We start from the raw sequence: 24891 nt of genomic DNA, 5'->3' as shown, positions 1-24891 counted from the left end.
ACGCTACCGTCGGCAGCCGTGAGCAGCCCGGAACGCGCCTTCGTCACCGCCCACCTCGACGACCTGCACGCCGACCTCGACGCCTGGTTGCGCATCCCGTCGATCTCCGCCGACCCCGCGCACGCGCCCGACGTCGCCGCCAGCGCGCAGTGGTTGGCCGACGCCCTGCGCCGCACCGGCTTCCCGGTCGTGGAGGTGTGGGAGACCGCCGGGGCGCCGGCGGTCTACGCCGAGTGGCCGTCGGCGGACGACGGCGCGCCGGTGGCGCTGGTCTACGGCCACCACGACGTCCAGCCGGTCGACCCGCTGGAGCTGTGGGAGCACCCGCCGTTCGAGCCGACCCGCGTCGAGGGCCCGGACGGGCCGGAGCTGCACGCCCGCGGCGCCATCGACGACAAGGGCAACGTCGCGATGCACCTGCTCGGCATGCGCGCGCACCTGGCCGCCACCGGCCGCGACACCCCCGCCGTCACCGTGAAGCTGCTGGTCGAGGGGGAGGAGGAGTCCGGCTCACCGCACTTCGCCGCGCTGCTGCGGGAGCGGGCCGACCGGCTGGCCTGCGACGTCGTGGTGGTCAGCGACACCGGGATGGCCGCCCCCGACGTGCCCAGCGCCGTGGTCGCCATGCGCGGGCTGGCCGACGCGGAGATCACCCTGCGCGGGCCCGCCGTCGACCTGCACTCCGGCTCCTTCGGCGGCGGCGTCCCCAACCCGCTGCACGCCATGGCCACCCTGCTCGCGGGCCTGCACGACGCCGACGGTCGGGTGACCCTGCCCGGCTTCTACGACCGGGTGCGCCCGCTCAGCGACCGCGAGCGGGAGCTGATGGCCCGGGTGCCCTTCGACGAGGCCGCCTGGCTGGCCGGCCCGGCCGCCTCCCGGGTGGCCACCGGCGAGGCCGGTTTCAGCACCCTGGAGCGGATCGGCGCCCGGCCCACCGCCGAGGTCAACGGCCTGTGGGGCGGCTACACCGGCCCGGGTCACAAGACGATCGTCCCGGCCGAGGCGCACGCCAAGATCACCTTCCGGCTGGTCGCCGACCAGCGGCCGGAGGACGTCGGGCCGATGGTGCGCGCCTGGGTCGAGGCGAACACGCCCGCGGGCATCGAGGCCGACGTGCACGTCCCGGCCGGCGGCGTCGCCCCGTGCGCCAGCGACCTGGACTCCCCGGCGATGGGCGCGCTGCTGGCCGCCATCGGGCTGGCCTTCGATCGCGACCCCGGCGACGTGCTGGCCACCCGCGAGGGCGGCAGCGGGCCGGAGGCCGACCTGGTCGACGTCCTCGGCGCGCCGCTGGTGTTCCTCGGCGCCGGGCTGCCCACCGACCGCATCCACTCGCCGAACGAGCGGGTGCTGCTGGCCATGCTGCACCGCGGGGCGGAGGCCGCCGCGCACCTGTGGCGGGAGCTGGCCACCGTCCCTCCGAGCCCGCGGTGACCGGGCAGCCCGGGGAGGCGCGCTTCGGCCCGTACCTGGTCCTCGGGGTGCTGGGCTCCGGCGGCATGGGCCAGGTGCTCCGGGCGCACGACGGCGACCACGAGCGGGACGTCGCGCTCAAGGTGCTGCACCCGCACTGGGCCCAGGACGAGGACTACCGCGACCGCTTCCGGCGCGAGGCCCGCATCGCCGCCCGGCTCACCGAACCGCACGTCATCCCGATCCACCGGTACGGGGAGATCGACGGCCAGCTGTTCCTGGACATGCGGCTGGTGGAGGGGGAGGGCCTGGACTCGCTGCTGCGGCGGGCCGGCCCGCTGGACCCCGCCCGCGCCGTCGACCTGGTCGGCCAGGTGGCCCGCGCGCTGGACGCCGCGCACGCCGACGGTCTGGTGCACCGGGACGTCAAGCCGTCCAACGTGCTGCTGGTGGCCCGCGCCGACCGGCGCGACCTCGCCGGCTCGGCCGCCGGCGAGGACTTCGCCTACCTGGCCGACTTCGGCATCGCCCGCGACGCCCGGGACGGACCCGGGCCGGCGCTGACCGCCGTCGGGACCGCGGTCGGCAGCACCGAGTACATGGCCCCCGAGCGCTTCGGGGCCACGCCGCCGGACGCCCGGGCCGACGTCTACTCGCTGGCCTGCCTGCTGTTCGAGCTGCTGACCGGACGGCGCCCGTTCGTCCCGGCCGACCCGGCGCGACTGATGGCCGCCCACCTGCACGACCGGCCGCCCACCCCGTCCTCCCTGCGCCCGGGGCTGCCGCCCGCCCTGGACGACGTCGTCCTGCGCGGGCTGGCCAAGGACCCCGACCTGCGGTGGCAACGCGCCGGTGACCTGGCCGCCGCCGCCCGGTCCGCGCTGACCGGCAGCGGGGTGCCGTTGCCGGCCACGGACGGCGCCACCGCCGTCGGACCGCTCGCCGCGGCCGGCGGCCGCTCGGCCACCCGGCAGGAGCCCGTGCCCGTCGCGACGCCCACCCTCGTCGGCCCGGCTGCCGGGGCCCCCGCCCCACCGCCCGGCCGGCGCGGGTGGCTGCCCTGGCTGGTGGCCGCGGCCGCGACGCTGGTGGCGGTGGTCCTCGCCGTCGTCCTCGTGACCACCGGCCGGGACGCCGGGGCGGACGCCGCGCCCGGGGCCGTGGACACCTCCCGGGTGGCCGAGCGGCTGCTCGTCGTGGGCCTGCCCGACGGGGTGGACCCGGCCGACTGCGAGGCCGCCGCGCCCGCCGGTGGCGAGCTGCACCGCCTGGCGTGCCCCCAGCAGGACCGGGCGACCGGCGGCCCCCCGGCCGCCACGTACTCCGTGTACGCCGGGGACGGTGCCGCCACCACCCTCGCCGGGTTCATCGAGAGCGAGGACCTGTCGCGCGTGGACCGGGAGTACGACTGCGGGTACGGCGAGGACCCGGAGGGCTGGGTGCAGCTCACCGACTCCGACCAGGGCCCGGTGGGCCGGCTGGTCTGCTCGGTCGACGCCGAGGGCGACGCGCAGCTGCGCTGGACGTGGGACGACCTGGGCACCCTCGCCGTCGCCGAGGTCCGCGGCGGAGGGGCGGACGCGCTGCCCGAGCTGGTCTCGTGGTGGGACCGGACCGCCGACCGGCGGACCTAGGGTGGCGCCGTGAGTGGGCAGTCGACCGCGCCGGCGGGCTGGTACCCCGACCCGGACGGGACGCCGGGGACGGCGCGCTGGTGGGACGGCGCCGGCTGGTCGGACGTGACCACCCCCGCCGGTCCCGGGGTCGCGGTGCAGGTGCCGGCCCAGGGTCCGCCCCCCGGGACGCCGCCGCCCGCCCCGGACCCCGCGCCGTCGGGGCGCACGTCCTGGGTGGTCGGCCTGTCGGTCCTCGGGCTGGTCCTGGTCGTGCTCATCGGCCTGCTCGTCGGCCGGCCGTCCACCGGCGGCGACGGGGCCGGTGCCGCGCCACCCGCCCCCGCCGGGCCGGCCTTCCCGCCCGGCACGGTGCGGATCGTCGACGAGGCCGCCGGGATCGCCTACCCCTACCTCGGCGAGGGCTGGTCGGAGTACGACCGCGAGCCTCCGGGGGAGACCACCTCGGTGGCCGGTCAGTACCTGGTCACCCAGGAGGTCACGCCCGACGGCGGGCCGTTCATCGCCCAGTGCACCTCCGGGCCGTTGGCCCCGCTGTTCGGCTGGTCCGGTCCGGACAGCCTCCGGTCCACCCTCGCGCAGGTCCTGCCCAGCGTGCGGCTGAACTACTACCCACTGCCCAACGACCTGGAGGTCCGGCGCGAGGAGGCCCGCACCGTGGACGGCGCCCCGGCCCACCTGGTGGAGGTCGACCTGTCCTGGGCGGTCGACGGCTTCGCGGCGACGGGTGAGCGGGCCGCGCTGCTGCTGATCGACGTCGGCCGGCCGGCACCGGCCCTGCTCTACGTCTCGGTGCCCAACACCCACGCCGAGCTGTACGGCGTGATCGACCAGGTGATCGACGGCGTCGACGTGCTCTGACACTGCGGTCCTCCGGACCGCACCGCGGCCAGGTGTCGGCCCCGGTGGCATTGAGCCGTTGCCTCGCACCCGGCGGGGACCCTCCGGGCCCGCCACCGGGCACGAGCCCCGCAGGGCGGCTGACGGTCACCGAGGTCCGTGCGGCGAGGGGTCCCCGGCCGCGGTTAGGGTCGGGTCCGTGACTGCAGCTGGGGCCGACCTCGCCCTCCGGCACCCGGTGGAGCGCTTCCGACTCGACAACGGGCTGCGCGTCGTGCTGGCGCCGGACCGCAGCGTCCCGGTGGTGGCCGTGACCGTCTCCTACGACGTCGGGATGCGCAACGAGCCCGAGGGCCGCACCGGTTTCGCCCACCTCTTCGAGCACCTCATGTTCCAGGGCTCGGCGCACGTCCCGAAGATGGAGCACGCCCGACTGGTCCAGGCCGCCGGCGGCACCTTCAACGGCTCGACCCACCAGGACTACACGAACTACTACGAGGCCCTGCCCGCCGAGGCCCTCGAGCGGGCCCTGTTCCTCGAGGCCGACCGGATGGCCGCGCCGGCCATCACCGAGGAGAACCTCCGCAACCAGATCGACGTGGTGAAGGAGGAGATCCGGGTCAACGTGCTCAACCGGCCCTACGGGGCCTTCCCCTGGCTGCAGCTGCCGCAGATCGCCTTCGACAGCTTCGCCAACACCCACGACGGCTACGGCTCCTTCGTCGACCTGGAGTCCTCGACCGTCGACGACGCCGCGGACTTCTTCCACCGCTACTACGCGCCGGGCAACGCCGTCCTGTGCCTGGGCGGCGACCTGGACGTCGCCGACGCCGAGCAGCTGGTGCGCCGCTGGTTCGACCCCGTCCCCGCCCGCGAGGTGCCGCCGACGCCGCCCACTGGGGAGCCCTCGCCGAAGTCCGTGCGCTCCGGGGTGGTCGAGGACCGGCTGGCCCCCGCACCGGCCGTGGCCCTCGGCTGGCGGGTGCCCGACCCGGTCGGCGACCTGGACACCTACCTGGGCACGGTGCTGCTCGCCGAGCTGCTCAGCGAGGGCGACGCCTCCCGGCTGGAGCGCCGGCTGGTCCACGACGACCAGCTCGCCGTCGCGCAGAGCAGCTACGTCGGCCTGTTCGGCGACCCCTTCGACGTCCGCGACGCCACGCTGCTCACCACCCAGGTGCACCACCCGTCGTCGGTCCCGGTCGAGGGGGTGGTCGCCGCGGTGCACGAGGAGATCGGCCGGATCGCCGCCGACGGCGTCGGCCCCGACGAGCTGGCCCGCGTGCAGGCCCGCACCGAGGCCCAGCTGCTGCGCCAGGCCGACTCGGTGCTCGGCCGCACGCTGGCCTTCGCCACCGCCGAGCTGGTGCACGGCCGCGCCGAGCTGGCCGGCGAGCTCGCCGCCCGGCTGGCCGCCGTGGGTCCCGAGCAGGTGCAGGTCGCCGCCCGGGGCCTGGACCCCGGCACCGTCGCGGTGCTGGAGCTGCGCGCCACGGGGGGACGGCGGTGAGCGCCCCGGTGCTCGTCCCGCCGCTGAGCGAGCCCCGGCCCCAGCCGGAGCTGGCCGTCACCGAGCAGACCCTGCCCAGCGGGCTGCGCCTCGTCGTCGTCCCGCGCCCGGGCGTGCCGCTGGTGGAGCTGCGGCTGCGGGTGCCCTTCGCCGCGCCCACCGCGCGCGCCGCCGCCCAGCACACCGCCCGCGCCGCGGTGCTCTCCGGCGCCGTCCTGCTGGGCACCGGCCGGCGCGACGCCACCGGCATCGCCGAGGCCCTGCAGGCCCACGGCGGTGAGCTGTCGGTCTCCACCGACCCCGACCGGCTGCTGTTCGCCACCACGCTGCTCGCCGACGGCCTGGCCCCCGTCCTCGGTGTCCTGGCCGAGGTGCTCACCGACGCCACCTACCCGGCCGGCCAGGTGGAGGCCGAGCGGGCCCGCGTCGCCGAGCGGATCGCCATCGCCCGCTCCCAGCCCGGCATCATCGCCCGCACCGCGTTGGCCGCCCGCCGCTACGGCGCGCACCCCTACGCCGAGCAGCTGCCGGCGGTCGACACGGTCGCCGCGGTGCGCGGCAAGCCGCTGCGCACGCTGCACCGCGAGCGGGTGCTGCCCGCCGGCAGCACCCTGGTCCTGGTCGGCGACCTGGACCCGGCCGCCGCCGTGGACGCCGTCGGCACCGCGCTGGCCGGGTGGACCGGCGAGGGCGCCGCGGTCGCCGCGCCGCCGGTGCCGCCCACGGCGCCGGGCGCGCTGCAGGTCGTCGACCGGCCCGGTGCGGTGCAGTCCAACCTGCGCCTCGGCGGGCCCGCCCCCACCCGCACCGACCCCGACCTGCCCGCCGTCCGGCTGGCCAACATGGTCTACGGCGGTTACTTCTCCTCCCGGCTGGTGGAGAACATCCGCGAGCGGCGCGGCTACAGCTACAGCCCCCGCAGTGCGGTGGACCACCTGGCCGCCGCGTCGTCCTTCCTCGTGGAGGCCGACGTCGCCACCGAGGTCACCGGGCCGGCGTTCCTGGAGACCTGGTACGAGCTGGGCCGCATGGCCCTCGCCCCGGTGACCGCCGAGGAGCTGGACGGCGCCCGGCGCTACGTGCTGGGCAGCATGGCGCTGTCCACCGCCACCCACGCCGGGCTGGCCAGCACGCTGTCCGCGCTCGCCGGCTCCGGGTTGCCCCCGCAGTGGCTGGCCGAGCACCAGCAGGCGCTGGCCCGGGTCACCGTCGAGGAGGTCCAGGAGGCGGCCCGCCGGTTCCTGCAGCCGGCCGGGCTCACCGCGGTCGTGGTGGGCGACGCGGACCGGGTCGCCGACGACCTGCGCGCGTTCGGGCCGGTCGAGGTCGTCGCGACGTGAGCGAGCTCGCGAGCTCACGCACGGGTGGGGCACCGCCGGGCACGCGGTCGCCGAGCGCCAGCGAGGAGAGCGCGTGACCGTCCCGGACGGGGGCAGCACGCCGGCGGACAACCCGCCGCCGTCCGGCGACGGCGTCACCTGGCCGGTGAGCAGCCCCTCACCGACGGGGGCGGTGCCGGTGCTGTCCCGGTCCGCGCACGACCGCAGTCACCTGGCCCGCACCCGGCCCGACCCGACCGGCGGGCGCCCGGTGCGGGTGCTCACCGTCGACCCGCGGCGCACCGTGCCGGTGGAGGAGACCGGGGCCGGGCCGCGGCTGGTGTGGGAGCAGCGCGACGGCCTGCCCGAGGGCGCGGTCTACCTCGGTGAGGCCGACGGCGTGCCCTACGCCGCCGTCCGCGGCGACCGGCGCACGACCGTCGGCGGCCGCCCGGTGGACACCTGGGCCGGCCTGCGCGACCTGGGCGCCGACCTCGGGGACCTCGACGCCGGCCTGCTCGCCGAGGCGATCGCCATGGCCGAGTGGCACGAGCGCAACCGGTTCAGCCCGCTGTCCGGCGCGCGGACGACGATCGAGCGGGCGGGGTGGGTGCAGCGGGACCCGGAGACCGGGGCCGAGCTGTTCCCGCGGACCGACCCGGCCGTGATCATGCTGGTCCACGACGGCGGTGACCGGTGCGTGCTGGGCCGCCAGGCGGTGTGGCCCCCGGGGCGCTTCTCCATCCTCGCCGGCTTCGTCGAGCCGGGGGAGTCCGCGGAGGGCGCGGTGGCCCGCGAGGTCGCCGAGGAGGTCGGGCTGCGGGTCACCGACATCCGCTACGCGGGCAGCCAGCCGTGGCCGTTCCCGCAGTCGCTGATGCTCGGCTACACCGCCCGCGTCGAGGGTGACCAGACGCTGCGCCTGGACCCCACCGAGATCGAGGAGGCGCACTGGTTCAGCCGGGACGAGCTGCGCTCCGGCGCGGGCCCGACCGCGCTGCCCCCGGCGGTGTCCATCGCCCGGCACATCATCGACCGCTGGCTCGCAGGCAGCCTCGACTGAGCCCCCGGGCGGCCTTCCGCGCGCGGAAGTCCCTCAGGCGAGGCGGCCCTGCAGGACGAGGGCGGGGTGGTCGGGGGAGTCGGCCAGCACCACCGCGTCGGCCAGCGAGGCGGGGTCAACCTCGGCGTCGTAGCGGTCGAAGGCCGGCAGCTCCCACGCCTGCGCGGCCGGGGTGCGCCGGCGACGGGCGGGCGGTGCGACCCGGAGGTGCACGACCAGGTCGAACGCCAGCCCCACGCCCTGCAGCAGCGGTCCGGGGACGAGCAGCACCCCGCCGGCCGGCACCGGCCGCGGCGGGACGCGGGCGGCCCGGTCCCGGGCGACGTCCCACAGCACCGGCAGGTAGGACCCTGAGCCGCCGGGTCCCACTGGGTCGAGGACCTCCCGGGCCAGGGCGCCGGCGTCGAGCCAGTCGGTGTACCGGGCGTCGGGGTCGGTCCGGCCGTGCTCGAGCCGCAGCGACGCCGCACGCAGGAACCCGGCGGCGGGGACGACCACGCAGGGGCGCCCCAGCGGGGGCAGCCGTTCGGCGACGGCGGTGGCGAGGTCCTCGGGGCGGGCGACGTCGGGGCCGTCCACGGCCACCCGCAGTGCGTGCGCCCCGGGCTCGGGGTCGACGCCGGCCAGCAGCACGGCCAGCCGGTCGGCCAGCGCGCCTGGCGTCAGGGGCTGCGGCCGGGTCAGGACCGGCCCTCGGCCGGCCCCCGCCCGGTGCGGGACCGCGTACGGGGTGCGCGGCTGCTCTCCCGGGCCGGGGTGCACGGTGCGGTCCGCCCGCCGGGGAGCTCCGCCGCGGCCGTGGCGGCCCGGGCGGCCTGCCCGTCGAGCACCTCGCGGGCCAGCTCCGGGACCGGTCGCCCCTGCGAGCGGGCCTCGCGGCGCAGCTGGTCGAAGGCGGCCTGCGGCGTCGTGGCCTGGTGCTCGGCGAGGACGCCGATGGCCCGTTCGGTGGAGACCCGGGCGGCCAGGGCGTGCTCGAGCTGGGCGACGATGCGCTCCAGAGCGGCGACCCGGGAGTCGCGGGGGTCGGCGTCCGGGTCCGCCTCGGCGGCCGGGCCCCGGGCCGCGCGGCGGGCGTCCCGATCGGGTTCGACCAGCGCCCCGAGCTCCTCGCTGACCAGGTCGGCCAGGGTCATGCCCTCCACCAGGTCGCCGACGTCCTCGGCGCGGCCGGGGGCGAACACCGACCAGCCGCGGCCGGTGCGGGCGACCACCACGGTGGGCTGCTCGGGGCCGACCGCCCGTCCGAGCGCCGGGTCCCTGGCCGCGGACGGCGCGGACCCGTCCCGTGCGGGGACCGGTGGACGGTCCGCTGGGGTGGTGCACTCGCTCACTGGGCGGCCTCCGCGACGGCTCGGTCCGGCGGACAGCCGGGACGGGGGCCCACCGTACGACCCGTGCGCGACCGCCCGGCACCGCTCACCCGGCGGAGGGAGCCCTCAGGCGCCGGTCGCCTGGGCGAGCTGCGTCTTGACCTGGTCGATGCTCGGGTTGGTCAGGGCGCTGCCGTCGGGGAAGAGCAGCGTCGGGACGGTGCGGTTGCCCCCGTTGGCCTGCATCACCAGGTCCGCGGCGGCCGGGTCGTGCTCGATGTCGACCTCGGCGAACTCGATGCCCTCGCGCTGCATGAGCTTCTTCAGCCGCACGCAGTACCCGCACCAGACGGTGGTGTACATGGTCACGGCAGCGGGGGCAGCGGTCATCGAGGCGTTCCTCCTGGCATCGGGGGCCCGGCACGGCGTGCCAGCGGTCACCGGGCTCCAACGCCGCGCCCCTGGGGATGCTTCCCCCGCCGGTCCGCGCCGGCTGGGAGGATGGGCCGGGCCACCGACGCGGGCCATCGACAAGGGACGGGGAGGCCGATGTCGCAGACCACCGGTGCACCCGGGGGCGTCCGGGTCGCGGGCGCCGAGGCGGTGCTCGCCCAGCTGGACGACGAGCAGCGCACCGCCGCCTCGTCGGTGTCCGGGCCGGTCTGCATCCTCGCCGGTGCCGGCACCGGGAAGACCCGCACCATCACCCACCGCATCGCCTACGGCGTGCACACCGGCGCCTTCGTGCCCGAGCAGGTCCTGGCCGTCACCTTCACCGCCCGGGCCGCCGGGGAGCTGCGGTCCCGGCTGGCCGCGCTCGGCGTCGGTGGCGTCCAGGCCCGCACCTTCCACGCCGCCGCCATGCGCCAGCTGCGCTACTTCGCCCCCCGCGTGCTCGGCGGCCCGATGCCGCCACTGGTGGAGAACAAGCTCCGGCTGGTCGCCGCGGCCGCCTCCCGCGCCCGGCTGTCCACCGACCGCACCAGCCTGCGCGACCTGGCCAGCGAGATCGAGTGGGCCAAGACCACCCTCGCCACCCCCGACGACTACCCCGCGCGGGCCAGTTCCGCCGGCCGCGAGCCGCCGTTCGAGCCCGCGGCGGTGGCCCGCGTCTACGCCGGATACGAGTCGGCCAAGCAGCGGGACGGCGCGCTGGACTTCGAGGACCTGCTGCTGGTCACCGCCTTCGCCATCGAGGAGCACCCCGACGTCGCCCGGCAGGTGCGCGGGCAGTACCGGCACTTCGTCGTCGACGAGTACCAGGACGTCAACCCGCTGCAGCAGCGGCTGCTCGACGCCTGGCTCGGCGGGCGGGCCGACGTCTGCGTGGTCGGTGACCCCAACCAGACCATCTACTCCTTCACCGGCGCCGACCCCGACCACCTGCTCGGCTTCGCCGACCGCTACCCGGACGCCGAGGTGGTCAAGCTCGAGCGGGACTACCGCTCCACCCCGCAGGTCGTGGGGCTGGCCAACAGGCTCATCGGGCAGGCGCCGCCGCGCCGGGGCCTGCCCGGCCTGCGGTTGCTGGGCCAGCGCGCCGAGGGGCCGGTGCCGCGCTTCTCCGAGCACCCCGACGAGCCGGCCGAGGCCGCCGCGGTCGCCCAGGCGTGCCGGACGCTCGTGGACGCCGGGACGCCGGCCGCGGAGATCGCCGTCCTGTTCCGGATCAACGCCCAGTCCGAGGTCTACGAGAACGCGCTGGCCGCCGTCGGGGTGCCCTACGTGCTGCGCGGCGGCGAGCGGTTCTTCGAACGGCCCGAGGTGCGCGAGGCGGTCCTGCTGCTGCGCGGCGCCGCGGCCGGCGGCAGCGACCCGGGGGCACTGGTGCCCACCGTGCGCGACGTGCTGGCCTCCACCGGCTGGGTGGAGCACCGCCCGCCGCCCGGGGGTGCCGCCCGGGACCGCTGGCAGTCGCTGGCCGCGCTGGTCGACCTCGCCGTCGACCTGGTCGCCGAGGACCCGACGATGGACCTCGCCGGCTTCGTGGCCCACCTGGCCGCCCGCGCCGACGCCCAGCACGCCCCGACCGTGCAGGGCGTCACGCTGGCCTCCATGCACGCGGCCAAGGGCCTGGAGTGGGACGCCGTGTTCGTCGTCGGCCTGGTCGACGGCGTCCTGCCGATCGCCCAGTCGCTGTCCCGCCCGGAGGCGGTCGAGGAGGAGCGCCGGCTGCTGTACGTGGCCGTCACGCGGGCCCGCGAGCAGCTGGCCCTGTCCTGGTCGCTGGCGCGCAACCCCGGCGGACGGCGGGCCCGGCCGCGCAGCCGCTTCCTGGAGGGGCTGGTCCCCGGGTCCACGCCGAGTGCCGCGCCGGTGCAGCGCAAGCAGAAGCGCGCCAAGGTCGTCCTCGAGGGCGAGGCGGGGGAGCTGTTCGAGCGGCTGCGGGCCTGGCGCAGCGAGACGGCCGCCTCGGCGTCGGTGCCGGCCTACGTCGTCTTCAGCGACGCGACGCTGCAGGCCATCGCGGAGAGCCGGCCGGCGTCCCTGCGCGAGCTGGCCGGCCTGCCCGGCATCGGCGCCCGCAAGCTGGAGCTCTACGGCGAGGACGTGCTCGCCACCGTCGGGGACTGACCCCCCACTCCGCGTCACGGAGGTCCGGGGTCGGCGGACGCCGACACCCCGGTCGTTAATTGCGTTGACCGCCTCCACGGCGGCCCCCTACTGTCCTGATCGCGCCCGGGGAACCCGGGCGCGCCAGACCCCGAGACCGGCCCGACGGCCGGGATCCGACCCCCGGAGGAGGTGGGCGACGTGATCAGCAGCACCTGGACCCTCGCCCCCGCCGGGGCTCTCCGCCCGGCGGGCTCCGCCGTGCGTACGGCCGTCCACCTCGTCGGCTCGCCGGTCGGCGCGCGCCTGCGCGCCCTCCCGGTCACCGCCCCGCGGTCGGCTGCCGGCGTCCCCGGCTCCGGCGTCCCCGCGATGCCGGTGATCGACGCCTTCGGCAGCGCCGGCTGCGCGCAGCAGTCCGGCGTGCGCACCACCACCGAGTACGGCACCACCACCGAGCACAACGGCACCACCCTCGGGCTCCACTCCTCGAGGAGACCGTCGAGCTAGCACTCGACAGGACCTCCTCGAGGCCGCGGAACCCGACACCGGGATCCGCGGCCTCTGTCATCTCCTCCGCGGCACCCGACCCCGACCCTCGGTCGGCGGGCCCCCGCCGGTCGACGACGACGAGTACGAGGAGGAGCGGCAGTGCAGTCGACGGCCGACCGTCCGACGTCCCACCGCCGGGCCGGTGCACCCCGGACCGGCGGTGCTCCCCTTCCCCGACGGCCGGTGGCCCCCGCGGCGCCGGCGCCGGTGCGGCGTCCCCTGCCGTGCCGGGCCGACCCCGACCTCTGGTTCGCCGAGACCCCGGCCGGACTGGAGGAGGCCAAGGTGCGCTGCGCGGAGTGTCCCGTCCGCGACGCCTGCCTGGCCGGTGCGCTGGACCGCGGCGAGCCCTGGGGCGTCTGGGGCGGGGAGATCTTCGAGCGCGGGACGGTCATCGCGCGCAAGCGCCCCCGCGGACGCCCGCCCAAGCAGGCGGTCGCCTGAGGGACGACCCCTCGCCACCCATGACCCCGTCCCGGTCCCACCCCGAGCTGCGCGAGGGGTGGGGAGGACGGTTCCTTCCCGAGTGAGGACCTGACGTGAGCACCTTCGAGTACGACATGGCCATCGACCGGCTGCGCACCCTGCGTGCCGAGGCCGACGCCGACGGGCGCGCCCGCCGGCTGCGGGCCGCCCGGCGCTGGGCGCGCCGGGCGGAGTACGCCGCGCGGCGGGCGGCACGGGCCAGCGCCGCCGTCCGCTGAGGAAGGACCCCGCTGCCCCCCGCCGCTCGCACGCTCGCGACGGGCCCCTGCAGCGGGGCCGCCCCTTGCCCTCCGTCGCTCGCACGCTCGCGGCGGGACCCTGCACGGGGGCCGCCCGCTGCCCCCGTCGCCGTCGGACCGGCGGCGGGGGCGGCGGGGTCGCTCAGAAGCCGGGCAGCCACTCCTCGACCACGCCGCGGTAGTCGTCGGCGGCGTCGAGCTGGCAGAGCACCCCGATCGACCCCATCGTCACCCGGTGGATGAGCAGGTAGGCCGGTGGCAGGTTGAGCATCCGGCCCAGCCGGTTGGCCTCGGAGCGCGGGTCGGCGATGCGGGCGGCCTGCTCCTGCATCCACGCCCGGGTGAAGTGGAAGCGGCGCTGCCGGATCGGTTCCAGCAGCGGCAGCAGGTACTCCAGCACCGCCTGGGCGTCGACCTGCACGCCGGGCCGGATGAAGCCCTCGGCGCGCAGGTCGGCCAGCACGTCCTCGGCCCGCCCCTCCAGCGCCCACCGCACCAGCCGGCCGATCGGCTCCGGGTGCCCGTCCGGCAGCCGGGCGGTCGCGCCGAAGTCGATGACCCCGAAGCGGCCGTCGGGGGTCAGCCGGAAGTTGCCCGGGTGCGGGTCGGCGTGCAGCAGCCCGGCCCGCTGCGGACCGGAGAAGTGCAGCACCGTCAGCATGTGCCCGGCCCGGTCGCGTTCCTCCCGCGTGCCCGAGGCGATCACCTTCGACAGCGGCGTCCCCTCGAGCCACTCCGAGACGATCACCTTCGGCGCGCTGGCCACCACCCGGGGGACGACGATCTCCGGGTCGTCGGCGTAGGCGGCGGCGAAGGCCCGCTGCGAGTCGGCCTCCATGCCGTAGTCCAGCTCCTCGACCACGCGCGCCTTGAGCTCGGTGATCAGTGGCTTGACGTCCATGCCGGGGAAGAGCACGGCGAACATCCGGGCGAAGCGGGCCAGCTGGTTGAGGTCGGACATCAGGGCGGTGGCCGCGCCGGGGTACTGGATCTTCACGGCCACGTCCCGGCCGTCCCGCCAGGTCGCCCGGTGGACCTGCCCGATGCTGGCCGCGGCCGCCGGCGTGTCGTCGAAGTGCCGGAACCGCTCCCGCCACCGGCCCCCGAGCTGCTGGGCCAGGACGGCGTGCACCGTGCGCACCGGCATCGGCGGCGCCTCGGCCTGGAGCTTCACCAGGGCCTCGCGGTAGGGCGCGGCCACCTCCTCGGGCACGGCGGCCTCGAAGACCGACAGCGTCTGCCCGAGCTTCATCGCCCCGCCCTTGAGCTGGCCCAGCACGGCGAACAGCTGCTCGGCGGTGCGCTGCTGCAGCTCCGCGTTGACCGCGTCGGCGTCGCGTCCGGACAGCCGCTTGCCGATGCCCAGGGTGGCCCGCCCGGCCGCACCCAGCGGCAGCGACGCCAGCCGCGCGGTCCGGGACACCGACCCCCGCGGCATCTCCCGATCGGGATCGCTCACGCGCTCGCCCCCGCCGGCCCCGAACCCACCGCTGCCGTGCTCCTGCGTGAGCTCGCGAGCTCGCTCACCTGTCCTCCTCGCTGGTGCACGTCGGCCCCGGTCGCGGCGGCACCGGCCCCGTCCGGGCCCGGAGGCGCACTAGGCCCCCATTGTCCCCTGATCCGCCGGTCGGCCGCTGGCAGGCGGGGGACCGGCGTCCTCGACCCCGGCGACGCAGCCGCAGTCGGGGTGCGCCGGCCACCGGCGGGTGCGGGGGAGCAGGTCCGGCGGGCGGAGCTCCACCGTCGTCCCCACGGTGACCGGGGCCCCGCGGCCGTCGACCAGCGCCAGGACCTGCACGGCCGCCGTCACCGCGGTGGCCAGGCACGTCACCGTGGCGCCGCCGGGGGACAGGTCACCGGTGCCGAGCTGGGCGGCCAGCGCCGGCCACCGGGGGTCGGCGTCGCGGCGGTGCAGGTCCGCGCAGCGCAGGCAGCCCGTCGCGCCGGGCACCACCAGCGGCCCCACGACGCCGGTCTCCCCGCGGACGGTCGCGACCAGGTGCCGCACCCCGCGGCGCTGCAGGTCCGCGGCGAGGGGGTCGCAGGCGGCCCACGGCCGGGTGAGGACGACCAGGTCGGCCGGCCGGCCGGCGGCGAGCGGGCGCAGGTCGGTCAGGGGGCTGGCGCGGCGGACGGCGTCGGCGGCGGCCAGGCTGCGCGGGCGGCCCTCGTCCCCGGCGCCCAGCCCACCGACGACGGCGTCCCCGGCCGCGGTGACCCCGTCGTCGCGCACGCTCACCCGGCCCACGCCGCTCGCGGCCAGGACCGCGGCCAGCGGCACACCGACGCGGGTGGCGCCGTCGACGACGACCGTCGCCGTCCGCCGCGCCCGCCAGCGCGCGCCCGCGGCCGGGTCCGTGGCGGTGGGCAGCTCGGTGCGGGTCCGGGCCTCGGCGGCCGGCCCGGTGTCGGCCGCCAGCAGGTCGGCGGGGTCCAGGTCGACCAGCAGGCCGGTGCCGCGCAGGCCGTCGAGCAGGTCGCTCACCGCCGCGGGGTCGTGTCCGGCGCCGGCGGCCTCGGCGAGGACGGCCCGCTGCGTGCGCCGGCCGTCCAGTCCGCGCAGCAGGCCGGTCAGCCCGGCCGCGCCGGGGGAGACCACCAGCCCGTCGCGGGAGTCCGTGCCACCGACCTGGACGTCCTCGGCGCCACCGGCCCGGGGCACGCGCAGCAGCGGCACGCCGGGAGGCAGCAGGGGGTGCGCGGTGTCGGCCACCCGCGCAGGGTGCCAGCGTCCCGCACCGGCCCGCTGCCTCCGTCCACAGGCCCCGGGACGTGCTGGAACCGGCCGGCCTCGTCCAGAGGCTCACCCTGAGCACGCGAAGGGTGAGGGGGACGAGGTGTTCTTCAGGCCTTGCCGAGGATCCGGTTCACCTTGGTGCCGCAGACCGGGCAGGTGCCCTGCGCCATGCGGCGACCGGACTCGCTGACCTTGACCTCGCCGTCGAAGTCCCGCTTCTCCTTGCACTTCACGCAGTAGCCGTTGTAGCTCTCCGCCACGGTCTCTCCTCGTCTCCGGTCCGCCGGGCGTCCCCCGGGGCGCCGTCGCGGGAACGCTACCCGGGCGCCCGCCCGCCCCGGTGCAGCCGTGGCCGGTCCGCGCCCTGCCGCCCACAGCCTGTGGACGGACCTGTGGACGACGTGGGGAGCCGGCGGCGTGTCGCTGTGCGTGGCCAGGGGACGACGCTGTGGCGTGCGCGTTCCGGCGTCCCGCGATGTGCGGTCCGACCTGCGGGAACGGGCGCGGTCCGGGTTGTGGACGGCGCCCGTCCCCGGACCGGGCGGGCTCGTGTCCACCGTCCGTGCGACATCTCGTGCGGGTCACGTGGCCGCCGGAGCGCGCCGCCGGGTGGGCAACTACGGTGCCTGCGTGCCTGGAACGCCTCCCGACACCCCGCGCCGTCCTCCCGCCCCGCCCCGAGAGGACCCGCGGTGCTCCCGTGCCGTGCCCGCCGACCGGGCCGGGGCGACGCTGTCGGGGGAGGACGTCGAGGTCCGGCGGAGCAACCGGCGGCGCCGGACGGTGACCGCCTACCGGGAGTCCGGGCGCACGGTGGTGCTCATCCCGGCCGCCTTCAGCCCCGCCGAGGAGCGGCGCTGGGTGGCCCAGATGGTGGCCAAGCTGCAGACCCGCGAGGAGCGGCGCCGCCGGTCCCTGGGTGGGGACGACGAGCTGATGGCCCGGGCCCGGGCGCTGTCCGCCGCCCACCTCGACGGGGTGCCCGAGCCGGTCAGCGTGCGGTGGGTGGACAACCAGAACCGGCGCTGGGGGTCGTGCACACCGGCCGACCGCACCATCCGGCTGTCCAGCCGGCTGCGGGCGATGCCGGAGTACGTCGTCGACTACGTGCTCGTGCACGAGCTGGTGCACCTGGTCGAGCCCGACCACGACGCCCGCTTCTGGTCACTGGTGGCGCGCTACCCGCGGGCGGAGCGGGCGCGGGGCTTCCTCGAGGGCGTCGACTCCGGCGCCTCGCACGGCACCCCGCCCGCCCGGGACGACGACCTCGTCGACTGAGGCGGGGCGCTCAGCTCCTCGTGTCGCCCTCGTCGCCGGGCTGCTCGTCGCCCTCGGGCCGCTGCGCGTCGTCGGCGGTGAGGGCGCGCAGCTCCTCGTCGGCCCCCTGTCGAGCGACGAAGTCCAGCGGCTCGTCGAGGTCCTCCGACGTCGGCAGCAGGTCCGGGTGCGACCACAGCCGGTCGCGCTCGGCGCTGCCGTGCTGCTGGGCCATCGCGCCCCACACGGTGGCCGCGTCGCGCAGCCGCCGGGGCCGCAGCTCCAGGCCGACCAGGGTGGCGAAGGTCTGCTCGGCCGGGCCGCCGGAGGCCCGGCGGCGGCGCATGGTCTCGGCCAGCGCCTGGTGCCCCGGCAGCCGGTCACCGGCGGCCGCGGCCACGACGCTGTCCACCCAGCCCTCGACGAGCGCGAGCAGCGTCTCCAGCCGGCGGAGCGCCGCCCGCTGCTCCGGGGTCTCCTCGGGCTCGAGCAGGCCGCTGCCCAGCAGCGCCTGGATGCCCTCCGGGTTGGTCGGGTCGATGCCCCCCATCGAGCCCATCGCCTCGGTGATGCCCCGCTCGATGGCCTCCCGGTCGACGTGGATGCCCCGGGCATAGGCGTGCACGGCGTCGTGCAGCTGCTGGCGCAGCCACGGCACGTGGGCGAACAGCCGCTGGGTGGCGGCCTCGCGCAGCGCGAGGAACAGCCGCACCTCGTCGGCCGGGCGGTCCAGGCCCGCGGCGAACTCGGCGACGTTCTGCGGCACGAGCACGCCGGCGCCGGCCGGTGCCAGCGGGATGCCGATCTCCCCGCTGGTGAGCACCTCACCGGAGAGCCGGCCGAGGGCCTGGCCGACCTGGGCGCCGAACATCAGCCCGCCCATCCGGCCCATGATCCCGGCCAGCGGGCCGGCCATCGCGGCCGCCTCGGCGGGCAGCGCGCTGGTCATCGCGCCGACCACCCGCTCGGCCAGCGGGTCGATCAGGCTGCTCCAGGCCGGCAGCGTCTGCTCCACCCACTCCACCCGCGACCAGGCCAGCGGCCGGTCCACGCCCGAGGGCAGCTCGGTGACCGGGTCCAGCCACAGGTCGGCCAGGCGCAGGGCGTCGGCGACGGCGGCCCGCTCGGCGTCCGAGGTCGGCTGGGAACCGGCGGCCAGCGAGCTGATCGCACCCTGGCGCGCGAGGTCCCAGTTGACCGGCCCGCCGGACCAGGTCATCAGCTTCTGCAGCTCGGCGAACAGCGGCATCTTGGCCAGCAGGTCCTCCGGCGTCCCCGCGCCGGCGCCGCCGCCGAAGAGGGCGCCGAGGCCGAAGGGGTCGTTCCCGGCCCCGGACCCGGACCGGTCCCGGCGCTCGGGGTCGCGGTCGGGGATGCCGAAGCCGAACGGGACGTCGCTCATGCCCCCACGGTAGCCGCGGGGCACCCGGCCGCACGGTCGGTCCGCCCGCAGCGGAACGCCCCCGCCGCGCCGGGACCATAAGCTGGCCGGTCGTGACCCGTCGGATGGCCGTCCTCAGCGTCGGTGTCGTGCTGCTGGTGGTCTTCGGCGTGCTGGGTGCGGCGGTGCCGGTGCCCTACGTGGCCCAGGTGCCGGGGCCGACCTTCAACACCCTCGGGGAGATCGACGGGGAGCCGATCATCACCGTCGAGGGCCTCGAGCGCACCGAGGCCGAGGGGGAACTGACACTGACCACCGTCGGTGTCAGCCGGGCCGGGCTCAGCCTGGTCGAGGCGGTGCAGGGCTGGTTCGACGACGAGGTCAGCGTCGTCCCCGAGGAGACCGTGTACCCGGCGGGCCGGTCGGAGGAGGAGACCCGGGAGGCCAACCGGCAGGCCTTCCTCACCTCCGAGGAGGCGGCCGAGGCCGCCGCGCTGGCCGAGCTCGGCCACCCGGTCAAGGTCGTCGTCCGGGGCCTGTCGGAGGACTCGCCCGCCGAGGGGCAGCTGCAGGAGGGGGACGCGATCGAGGCCGTCGACGGGCGGCCGACCCCCGACCTCGGGACGCTGGACACCGTCCTGCGCGCCATCCCCGGGGGCTCCGAGGTGACCGTGGCCTACACCCGGCTGGGCGAGGCCGGGAGCGCGACGGTCACCACCCGCTCGGCCGCCGACGCCGACGGCGACCTCCCCGCCGACGCCGAGCCCCGCGAGGGCTCGCTGCTGGGCGTGCTCGTCCGCGAGCAGCCGGCCGCGCCCTTCGACGTCGACATCGCCGTGGAGGACGTCGGCGGCCCCTCGGCGGGCCTGATGCTGACCCTGGGCATCCTCGACATGGTCGGGGGGACCGACCTGACCGGCGGTGCCACGGTGGCCGGCACCGGCACGATCGACGCCGAGGGCCGGGTCGGCCCGATCGGCGGGATCCAGCTGAAGATGATCGCGGCTGCCGAGATCGGTGCCGAGCTGTTCCTCGTCCCGGCCGACAACTGCGCCGAGGCCCTCGCCGGCCCCGAGCCGCAGCTGCCCACCGCGCGGGTGGCGACCCTGGACGACGCCCTCACCGCGCTGGAGGACCTGCGGGCCGGACGGACGCCCGCGCCCTGCTGACACCGGCCGCCTGACACCGCCTCCGGACGCCGCCTCGAGACGCCGCCCCGCCGACACGGGACGGCCCCGGTGGGGGAAGCTGGCGGGCGGCGGCGAGGCGGGGAACCCCGCGCGCCCCCGAGCGTTGGTCCGGGGGACCGGATCGGCGCCCGCGGGGACCGAACCGCGCCGGCCGGCCACCCGTGGCCGGCACCGTCCGTGGCGATCAGCCACGACCGTGATCGAAGGAGAACCTCGTGGCCATGCGGCCCCCCGTGTCCGTGCCGGCACTGTCGCGGCGCGCGAAGGTGGTCATCGGGGCCATCGGCGTCCTGCTGGTGCTCTTCACCGCCATCGGGACGCTCACCAACGTCTACGTCGACTACCTGTGGTTCGACGAGACCGGTTTCACCGATGTCTTCTGGACCGAGCTGCAGACCCGGGCCCTGCTCTTCGCCGTCGCCGGCGTGGCCACCGGCGGGGCCACTGCGCTGGCCATCCACCTGGCCTACCGCTTCCGCCCGACGTTCCGGCCGATGTCGCTGGAGCAGCAGAACCTGGAGCGCTACCGCCAGTCGCTGGAGCCGCGCCGCGCCCTGGTGACCACCGCGGTCGCCGTCGTGCTCGGCCTGTTCGCCGGGTTCACCGCGCAGGGCAGCTGGGAGACCTGGCTGCAGTTCCGCAACAGCACCCCGTTCGGCCGGGTGGACCCGCAGTTCGGGCTGGACATCTCGTTCTTCGTCTTCGACTACCCCTTCTACCGGCTGCTGCTCGGCTTCGGGTTCGCCATCGTGATCCTGGCGCTGATCGGCTCACTGCTGACGCACTACGTGTTCGGCGGCCTGCGGCTGCAGACCCCGGGGCAGAAGCTGACCACCGCGGCGATGATCCAGCTGTCGGTGCTGCTGGGCCTGTTCGTCGCGCTCAAGGCCGTCGCCTACTGGCTGGACCGCTACGCGCTGGTCTTCTCCGACCGCGGCGACCTGTTCACCGGCGCCAGCTACACCGACGTCAACGCGCTGCTGCCGGCCAAGACCATCCTGGTGTTCGCGGCGATCGTCTGCGCCGTGGCGTTCTTCGCCAACGTCGTGGTCCGCAACTTCCAGCTCCCAGCCGCGGCGCTGGTGCTGCTGCTGGTCTCCAGCCTGGCGATCGGGGTGGCCTGGCCGGCGATCGTGCAGCAGTTCGTCGTCCGGCCCAGCGTCAACGAGCGCGAGGCCGACTTCATCGCCCGCGCCATCGCCTCCACGCGGGACGCCTACGGCCTCGACGAGGTCGACTACGTCAACTACGCCCAGCAGGAGACCGGCGAGGAGGTCGACGCGACCGCGGCGCTGGCCGAGCTGCGCAACGACACCGAGACCATCCCCAACGCCCGGCTGCTGGACCCCAACGTGCTGGCCGACACCTTCACCGCCCGCCAGCAGATCCGCAACGTCTACGGCTTCCCCGAGAAGCTGGACATCGACCGGTACACGATCGACGGTGACACCCAGGACTACGTGGTGGCCGTCCGGGAGCTCAACAGCCAGGGGCTGAGCGAGAACCAGGACACCTGGATCAACCGGCACACCGTCTACACCCACGGCAACGGCTTCGTGGCCGCCCCGGCCAACCAGGTGGTCGGCGGACAGGAGGGCGGCGAGCCAGACTTCACCACCCGCGACCTGCCCACCCGGGGTGACATCGAGGTCGAGCAGCCGCGCATCTACTACGGCGAGCTCATGCAGGACTACTCCGTCGTGGGGGCGCCGGAGGGTGCCGAGCCGCGCGAGTTCGACCTGCCGGAGGGCAGCGACGGCGAGGGTCAGATCAACAACACCTACGACGGCCAGGGCGGCGTCGAGATGGGCAGCTTCTTCCGGCAGCTGACCTTCGCGATCTTCTACCGGGAGCGGAACTTCCTGCTCTCCAGCGCCGTCAACGAGGCCTCCAAGGTGCTCTACGTCCGCGACCCGATGGACCGCGTGGAGAAGGCCGCGCCGTTCCTCACCGTGGACGGCGACCCCTACCCCGCGGTCATCGGCGGCCGGGTGGTGTGGATGCTCGACGGCTACACCACCTCGGACTCCTTCCCCTACTCCGAGCAGATGGAGCTGGGCGAGGCCGCCACGGACGCGATCACCGGGCAGGGCACCACGCCCCTGCCGGACGAGACGTTCAACTACATCCGCAACTCGGTGAAGGCCACCGTCGACGCCTACGACGGCTCGGTCACGCTGTACGAGTGGGACCGCGAGGACCCGGTCCTGCAGACCTACATGAAGGCCTTCCCGGGCCTGGTGCAGGCGCGCGACTCCATGCCGGCGGAGCTGGTCAGCCACATCCGCTACCCCGAGGACCTGTTCAAGGTGCAGCGGGACATCTTGACCCGGTACCACGTCAGCGACCCCGGTGACTTCTACAGCGGCAACGACCGCTGGGCCGTCCCGTCCGACCCGACCGTGGACACCCAGGAACCCCAGCCGCCGTACTACATCCTCGCCGCCCGCCCGGGTGAGGACGGTGCGACCTTCCAGCTCACCAGCGCGCTGAACGCCTTCCGCCGGGACAACCTGTCGGCCTTCGTGTCGGCGTCCAGCGCCCCGGAGACCTACGGGCAGATCCAGGTGCTGACCCTGCCGGGCAACACGCCGTTCCGGGGTCCGGCGCAGGTGCAGCAGTCGTTCAACACCAACGACGAGGTCGCCCGTGACCTCACGCTGTTCAACAGCCAGGACTCCCAGGCCGTCTTCGGCAACCTGCTCACCCTTCCGATCGGCGACGACGGACTGCTCTACGTGCAGCCCCTCTACGTCGAGGGCACCGGGCAGAACTCCTTCCCGCTGCTGCGCAAGGTCCTGGTCAACTACGGCGACCGGGTCGGCTACGCCGACACCCTCGCCCAGGCCCTGGACCAGGTGTTCGGCGCCGGCGCCGGGGAGGCGGCCACCGACAGCGGCGACACCCCGGACACCGGTGGGGACGCCGCCGGGCCGGGCGACCAGCCGGCCGCGCCCACCACCCCCGCGCCGACTCCGCCGGCCGACGGCACCACCCCGCCGCCGGACCAGCAGTCGGCGGTGGACGCGATCAACGCGGCGCTGGCCGCCCTGGAGACCGCCCAGCGCAACGGCGACTTCGCCGCGCAGGGCCAGGCGCTGGAGGACCTGCAGGCCGCCGTGGCGGCCTACCAGGCCGCGCAGGCGCAGGAAGCCCAGGCCCCTGCCGCCCCGGCGGCGGTCAGCCCGGGCGGGTGACCGGGGACCGGCGTGGGCCCGTGTGGTGGGGCCCACGCCGGGGCCGGCTGCGGGCCGCGCCGCCGGTCGGGTAGGATCGTCTCTGCGACGCGGGGTGGAGCAGCTCGGTAGCTCGCTGGGCTCATAACCCAGAGGTCGCAGGTTCGAATCCTGCCCCCGCTACCACCCCACGAGACCCCGGTCCCTCCTGCAGGGACCGGGGTCTCGTGCCGTCCCGCCCCGGTCGCGGCCGGGCCGGCACGTGGTGACCGGGCCCTCGGCCGCCGTCCGTCCGGCGGTGTGTATGGTGGTCTCACCGACGCGGGGTGGAGCAGCTCGGTAGCTCGCTGGGCTCATAACCCAGAGGTCACAGGTTCGAATCCTGTCCCCGCTACCACTCGGATGTCAGGGCCGGTCTCGTGAGGGGCCGGCCCTGACTGCTGTCCGGGCCCGCACGCCACTCGAGGAGCTCCGTGGAGAACGACCTCGTCTTCAGCCCGACGCAGCACGCGATCGTCGCCCACGCCTTCGCCGTGGCGCTCGGCGCGCACATCGTCGGCTTCCTGTACTTCCTGTCCCGCAAGGACCAGATCGCGCCGCGGTACCGCACCGCCACCTGGCTGTCGCTGGCGGTCATGGCGGCCAGCGGCTTCCTGTTCCTCCGGCTCGGGCAGTCCTGGGACCTCGCCTTCGCCCAGGCCGGCGCCGACATGGTCCGCACGCCGAACCGCTTCGACGGGGGGCTGCGCTACGTCAACTGGTTCGTCACGGTGCCCGTGCTCCTGGTGCAGGTGCTGTACGCCCTGGACCTCACCCGGTCGGTCGCGCAGCGACTCAGGGTGGTCCTGGTCAGCAGCGGCGTGCTCATGGTCTTCTGCGGCTGGGTCGGGCAGTTCTCCGCCGGCCGCGACGACGGCACGCTGCTGCTGTGGGGGCTGCTCGGCACGCCGCCGTTCGTCGTGCTGCTCGCCGCCCTCGTGCCCCGACTGCTCGGTGCCCGCGCGTACCTGGCGCCGGAGGCCGCGACCACCGCGCGCAACCTCGTCTTCGTCGTCGTCTTCTTCTGGGGCCTGTACCCGATCGCCTACCTGCTGCCGGCCTTCTCGACGTCGGCGTCGACCGCCGTGGCGGTGCAGCTGCTGTTCACCGCCGCGGACGTCGGCTCGAAGGTGCTCTACGGCGTCATGCTGGCCAAGCTGTGCCGGCTGCGCAGCGCCGCGGACGGCCACCCCCCGGCTCTGGAGGTGGCGACCGGCCCCGGGCCGCACCCGGAGCACGAGCGCGCCTGAGGTCCCCGCGCTGCCGCGGCGGAACAGCGGTGACGCGGCGGTGGTTGGCGCCCTCGTGGAGGCCAGCGTGCGCGACGTACCGGAGCAGTCCCGCTACGAGGTCAGCGACGGGGACCGGGTGCTGGGCCTGGCCGCCTACCGGCGCCAGGGCGACCGGGTCGTGTTCACCCACACCGAGGTGGACCCGGCCGCCGGCGGCCGTGGGGTGGGCAGCAGCCTGGTCCGCGGCGCGCTCGACGACGTCCGGACCCGTGGCCTGCGGGCGGTCCCGCTGTGCCCGTTCGTCCGCGCCTGGCTGGACCGCCACCCCGACTACGCCGACCTCGTCGACGCGGGCTGACGGCCCCGCCCCTCACAGCACCTGGTGGCCGTACATCTCGCCGAGCGGGTCCGCGATCAGCTCGAGGCGGGCGCCGTCGGGGTCGCGGAAGTAGACCGACACACCGCTGTGCACCTCGTGCGGGACGCCGGCGTCGGTGAGCCGCGCGACCAGCTCCTGCCAGCGGTCGGGGTCGACGCTGATCGCCACGTGGTGCAGGCCGCCGAGCACCTCGGCGTACGGGCCCACGTCCAGCCCGGGGAAGTCGAAGAAGGCCAGCAGGTTGCCGTGGCCGATGTCGAAGAAGAAGTGCGAGGAGCCGGGGTAGTCCCGGTTCTCGATCAGCTCGGTCAGCGGGAACCCCAGCACGTCCTGGTAGAAGCGGACGGTCCGCTCCACGTCGCTGCTGATCAGCGCGGTGTGGTGCAGCCCGCGGGCGGTGGAGGCCGGCCGCTCGCCGGCGGGCCGGAGGTTGGCGGCCCGGATGCGGGCGCGCTCCTGCTCGAGGGCGGCGGGGTCGAGGGCGCTGTCGGTGCTGCTCACGGGACGTCCTCCTCGGGGGGCGGTGGTGCTCGCGTCAACCGCTGCGACGCAGATCTCGTTCCCCGGACGTGTCC

The 24891-nt window shown here is 76.1% G+C and carries 23 protein-coding genes and 2 tRNA genes; 17 read left to right on the top strand and 8 right to left on the bottom strand.

The window, feature by feature from the left end; all coding sequences use genetic code 11:
• The first annotated feature begins 18 nt into the window (after window positions 1-18).
• The 6 genes from RTG05_RS17140 to nudC all read left to right on the top strand — a co-directional run bounded on the left by RTG05_RS17140 (window position 19) and on the right by nudC (window position 7782).
• Complete coding sequence (locus RTG05_RS17140; RefSeq protein WP_166526125.1) at window positions 19-1437, top strand: M20/M25/M40 family metallo-hydrolase; 1419 nt, start codon at window positions 19-21, stop codon at window positions 1435-1437.
• Window positions 1434-3050: a serine/threonine-protein kinase gene (locus RTG05_RS17135; protein ID WP_315911986.1), complete on the top strand. Its 1617-nt coding sequence runs from the start codon at window positions 1434-1436 to the stop codon at window positions 3048-3050. The genes RTG05_RS17140 and RTG05_RS17135 overlap by 4 nt, the downstream gene beginning before the upstream one ends.
• Before the next feature lie 9 nt (window positions 3051-3059).
• Window positions 3060-3911 carry a DUF2510 domain-containing protein gene (locus tag RTG05_RS17130; RefSeq protein ID WP_166526123.1) on the top strand — a complete coding sequence of 284 codons (852 nt, stop codon included), beginning with the start codon at window positions 3060-3062 and terminating at the stop codon, window positions 3909-3911.
• 178 nt (window positions 3912-4089) lie between these two features.
• Window positions 4090-5400, top strand: a complete 1311-nt coding sequence (locus RTG05_RS17125) for a M16 family metallopeptidase (protein ID WP_166526122.1) — start codon at window positions 4090-4092, stop codon at window positions 5398-5400.
• Window positions 5397-6740, top strand: coding sequence for a M16 family metallopeptidase (locus RTG05_RS17120; RefSeq protein ID WP_166526121.1), 1344 nt, complete (start codon window positions 5397-5399; stop codon window positions 6738-6740). The genes RTG05_RS17125 and RTG05_RS17120 overlap by 4 nt, the downstream gene beginning before the upstream one ends.
• A 73-nt stretch (window positions 6741-6813) precedes the next feature.
• Window positions 6814-7782 (top strand): NAD(+) diphosphatase, encoded by a 969-nt coding sequence (nudC, locus tag RTG05_RS17115; protein ID WP_166526120.1) that lies wholly within the window; start codon window positions 6814-6816, stop codon window positions 7780-7782.
• A 33-nt stretch (window positions 7783-7815) separates the two neighbouring features.
• Here the strand turns inward: nudC and RTG05_RS17110 are convergent, their stop codons facing one another.
• The 3 genes from RTG05_RS17110 to RTG05_RS17100 form a co-directional block, all read right to left on the bottom strand.
• Window positions 7816-8544 (bottom strand): nucleoside/nucleotide kinase family protein, encoded by a 729-nt coding sequence (locus RTG05_RS17110; protein ID WP_315911985.1) that lies wholly within the window; start codon window positions 8542-8544, stop codon window positions 7816-7818.
• A complete protein-coding gene (locus RTG05_RS17105) occupies window positions 8463-8999 on the bottom strand; it encodes an ANTAR domain-containing protein (RefSeq protein WP_315911984.1) in 537 nt (178 codons plus the stop codon). The genes RTG05_RS17110 and RTG05_RS17105 overlap by 82 nt, the downstream gene beginning before the upstream one ends.
• 222 nt (window positions 9000-9221) lie before the next feature.
• A complete protein-coding gene (locus RTG05_RS17100; protein WP_166526118.1) occupies window positions 9222-9485 on the bottom strand; it encodes a mycoredoxin in 264 nt (87 codons plus the stop codon).
• A 159-nt stretch (window positions 9486-9644) separates the two neighbouring features.
• On the opposite strand from RTG05_RS17100, the gene RTG05_RS17095 reads away from it, so the two are divergent.
• The 4 genes from RTG05_RS17095 to RTG05_RS17080 all read left to right on the top strand — a co-directional run bounded on the left by RTG05_RS17095 (window position 9645) and on the right by RTG05_RS17080 (window position 12904).
• The gene (locus RTG05_RS17095; RefSeq protein ID WP_166526117.1) at window positions 9645-11669 is read left to right on the top strand and encodes an ATP-dependent helicase; all 2025 of its coding nucleotides are present in this window, start codon (window positions 9645-9647) and stop codon (window positions 11667-11669) included.
• 180 nt (window positions 11670-11849) lie between these two features.
• A complete protein-coding gene (locus RTG05_RS17090; RefSeq protein ID WP_166526116.1) occupies window positions 11850-12158 on the top strand; it encodes a hypothetical protein in 309 nt (102 codons plus the stop codon).
• A 225-nt stretch (window positions 12159-12383) separates the two neighbouring features.
• Window positions 12384-12644 (top strand): WhiB family transcriptional regulator, encoded by a 261-nt coding sequence (locus RTG05_RS17085; protein ID WP_166526115.1) that lies wholly within the window; start codon window positions 12384-12386, stop codon window positions 12642-12644.
• 95 nt (window positions 12645-12739) lie between these two features.
• Window positions 12740-12904, top strand: coding sequence for a hypothetical protein (locus RTG05_RS17080; RefSeq protein WP_166526114.1), 165 nt, complete (start codon window positions 12740-12742; stop codon window positions 12902-12904).
• A gap of 163 nt (window positions 12905-13067) precedes the next feature.
• Here the strand turns inward: RTG05_RS17080 and RTG05_RS17075 are convergent, their stop codons facing one another.
• From RTG05_RS17075 to RTG05_RS17065, 3 genes are all read right to left on the bottom strand, one after another.
• Entirely contained in the window at window positions 13068-14384 is a 1317-nt protein-coding gene (locus RTG05_RS17075; RefSeq protein WP_315911983.1) for an ABC1 kinase family protein, read from the bottom strand.
• A gap of 138 nt (window positions 14385-14522) precedes the next feature.
• On the bottom strand, window positions 14523-15638 hold the full coding sequence (locus RTG05_RS17070) for a ThiF family adenylyltransferase (RefSeq protein ID WP_166526113.1): 1116 nt from the start codon (window positions 15636-15638) through the stop codon (window positions 14523-14525).
• Window positions 15639-15769: 131 nt separating this feature from the next.
• Window positions 15770-15922, bottom strand: a complete 153-nt coding sequence (locus RTG05_RS17065; protein ID WP_166526112.1) for a DUF5679 domain-containing protein — start codon at window positions 15920-15922, stop codon at window positions 15770-15772.
• 445 nt (window positions 15923-16367) lie between these two features.
• Here RTG05_RS17065 and RTG05_RS17060 point away from each other — a divergent pair, with 445 nt between their 5' ends.
• Window positions 16368-16940, top strand: a complete 573-nt coding sequence (locus tag RTG05_RS17060; RefSeq protein WP_166526111.1) for a M48 metallopeptidase family protein — start codon at window positions 16368-16370, stop codon at window positions 16938-16940.
• A 10-nt stretch (window positions 16941-16950) separates the two neighbouring features.
• Here the strand turns inward: RTG05_RS17060 and RTG05_RS17055 are convergent, their stop codons facing one another.
• Window positions 16951-18321 carry a zinc-dependent metalloprotease gene (locus RTG05_RS17055; RefSeq protein ID WP_166526110.1) on the bottom strand — a complete coding sequence of 457 codons (1371 nt, stop codon included), beginning with the start codon at window positions 18319-18321 and terminating at the stop codon, window positions 16951-16953.
• 92 nt (window positions 18322-18413) lie between these two features.
• Between RTG05_RS17055 and RTG05_RS17050 the strand changes: the two genes are divergently transcribed.
• The 6 genes from RTG05_RS17050 to RTG05_RS17025 all read left to right on the top strand — a co-directional run bounded on the left by RTG05_RS17050 (window position 18414) and on the right by RTG05_RS17025 (window position 24295).
• Window positions 18414-19469 (top strand): YlbL family protein, encoded by a 1056-nt coding sequence (locus tag RTG05_RS17050; protein ID WP_315911982.1) that lies wholly within the window; start codon window positions 18414-18416, stop codon window positions 19467-19469.
• Between the two features lie 242 nt (window positions 19470-19711).
• On the top strand, window positions 19712-22687 hold the full coding sequence (locus RTG05_RS17045) for a UPF0182 family membrane protein (protein ID WP_315912584.1): 2976 nt from the start codon (window positions 19712-19714) through the stop codon (window positions 22685-22687).
• An 88-nt stretch (window positions 22688-22775) separates the two neighbouring features.
• Window positions 22776-22852 (top strand) — tRNA-Met (locus RTG05_RS17040).
• Window positions 22853-22986: 134 nt separating this feature from the next.
• Window positions 22987-23063, top strand: a tRNA-Met gene (locus RTG05_RS17035).
• A gap of 76 nt (window positions 23064-23139) precedes the next feature.
• Window positions 23140-23955 carry a bacteriorhodopsin gene (locus RTG05_RS17030; protein ID WP_166526108.1) on the top strand — a complete coding sequence of 272 codons (816 nt, stop codon included), beginning with the start codon at window positions 23140-23142 and terminating at the stop codon, window positions 23953-23955.
• Between the two features lie 67 nt (window positions 23956-24022).
• Window positions 24023-24295, top strand: coding sequence for a GNAT family N-acetyltransferase (locus tag RTG05_RS17025; protein ID WP_315911981.1), 273 nt, complete (start codon window positions 24023-24025; stop codon window positions 24293-24295).
• 12 nt (window positions 24296-24307) lie between these two features.
• Here RTG05_RS17025 and RTG05_RS17020 read toward each other — a convergent pair whose 3' ends face one another.
• A complete protein-coding gene (locus tag RTG05_RS17020) occupies window positions 24308-24817 on the bottom strand; it encodes a VOC family protein (RefSeq protein ID WP_166526107.1) in 510 nt (169 codons plus the stop codon).
• Window positions 24818-24891: the final 74 nt, after the last annotated feature.

Source organism: Geodermatophilus sp. DSM 44513 (genome assembly GCF_032460525.1).
GTDB lineage: Bacteria > Actinomycetota > Actinomycetes > Mycobacteriales > Geodermatophilaceae > Geodermatophilus.
Note: the sequence above shows the minus strand (reverse complement) of the source record. Positions and strands in the feature narration are given on the sequence as shown.

Bases quoted from the DNA above. Each gene is read 5' to 3' on its own strand.
- RTG05_RS17100 (WP_166526118.1), bottom strand. From the start codon at position 9,485: ATGACCGCTGCCCCCGCTGCCGTGACCATGTACACCACCGTCTGGTGC.
- RTG05_RS17095 (WP_166526117.1), top strand. From the start codon at position 9,645: ATGTCGCAGACCACCGGTGCACCCGGGGGCGTCCGGGTCGCGGGCGCC.
- RTG05_RS17055 (WP_166526110.1), bottom strand. From the start codon at position 18,321: ATGAGCGACGTCCCGTTCGGCTTCGGCATCCCCGACCGCGACCCCGAG.
- RTG05_RS17045 (WP_315912584.1), top strand. From the start codon at position 19,712: ATGCGGCCCCCCGTGTCCGTGCCGGCACTGTCGCGGCGCGCGAAGGTG.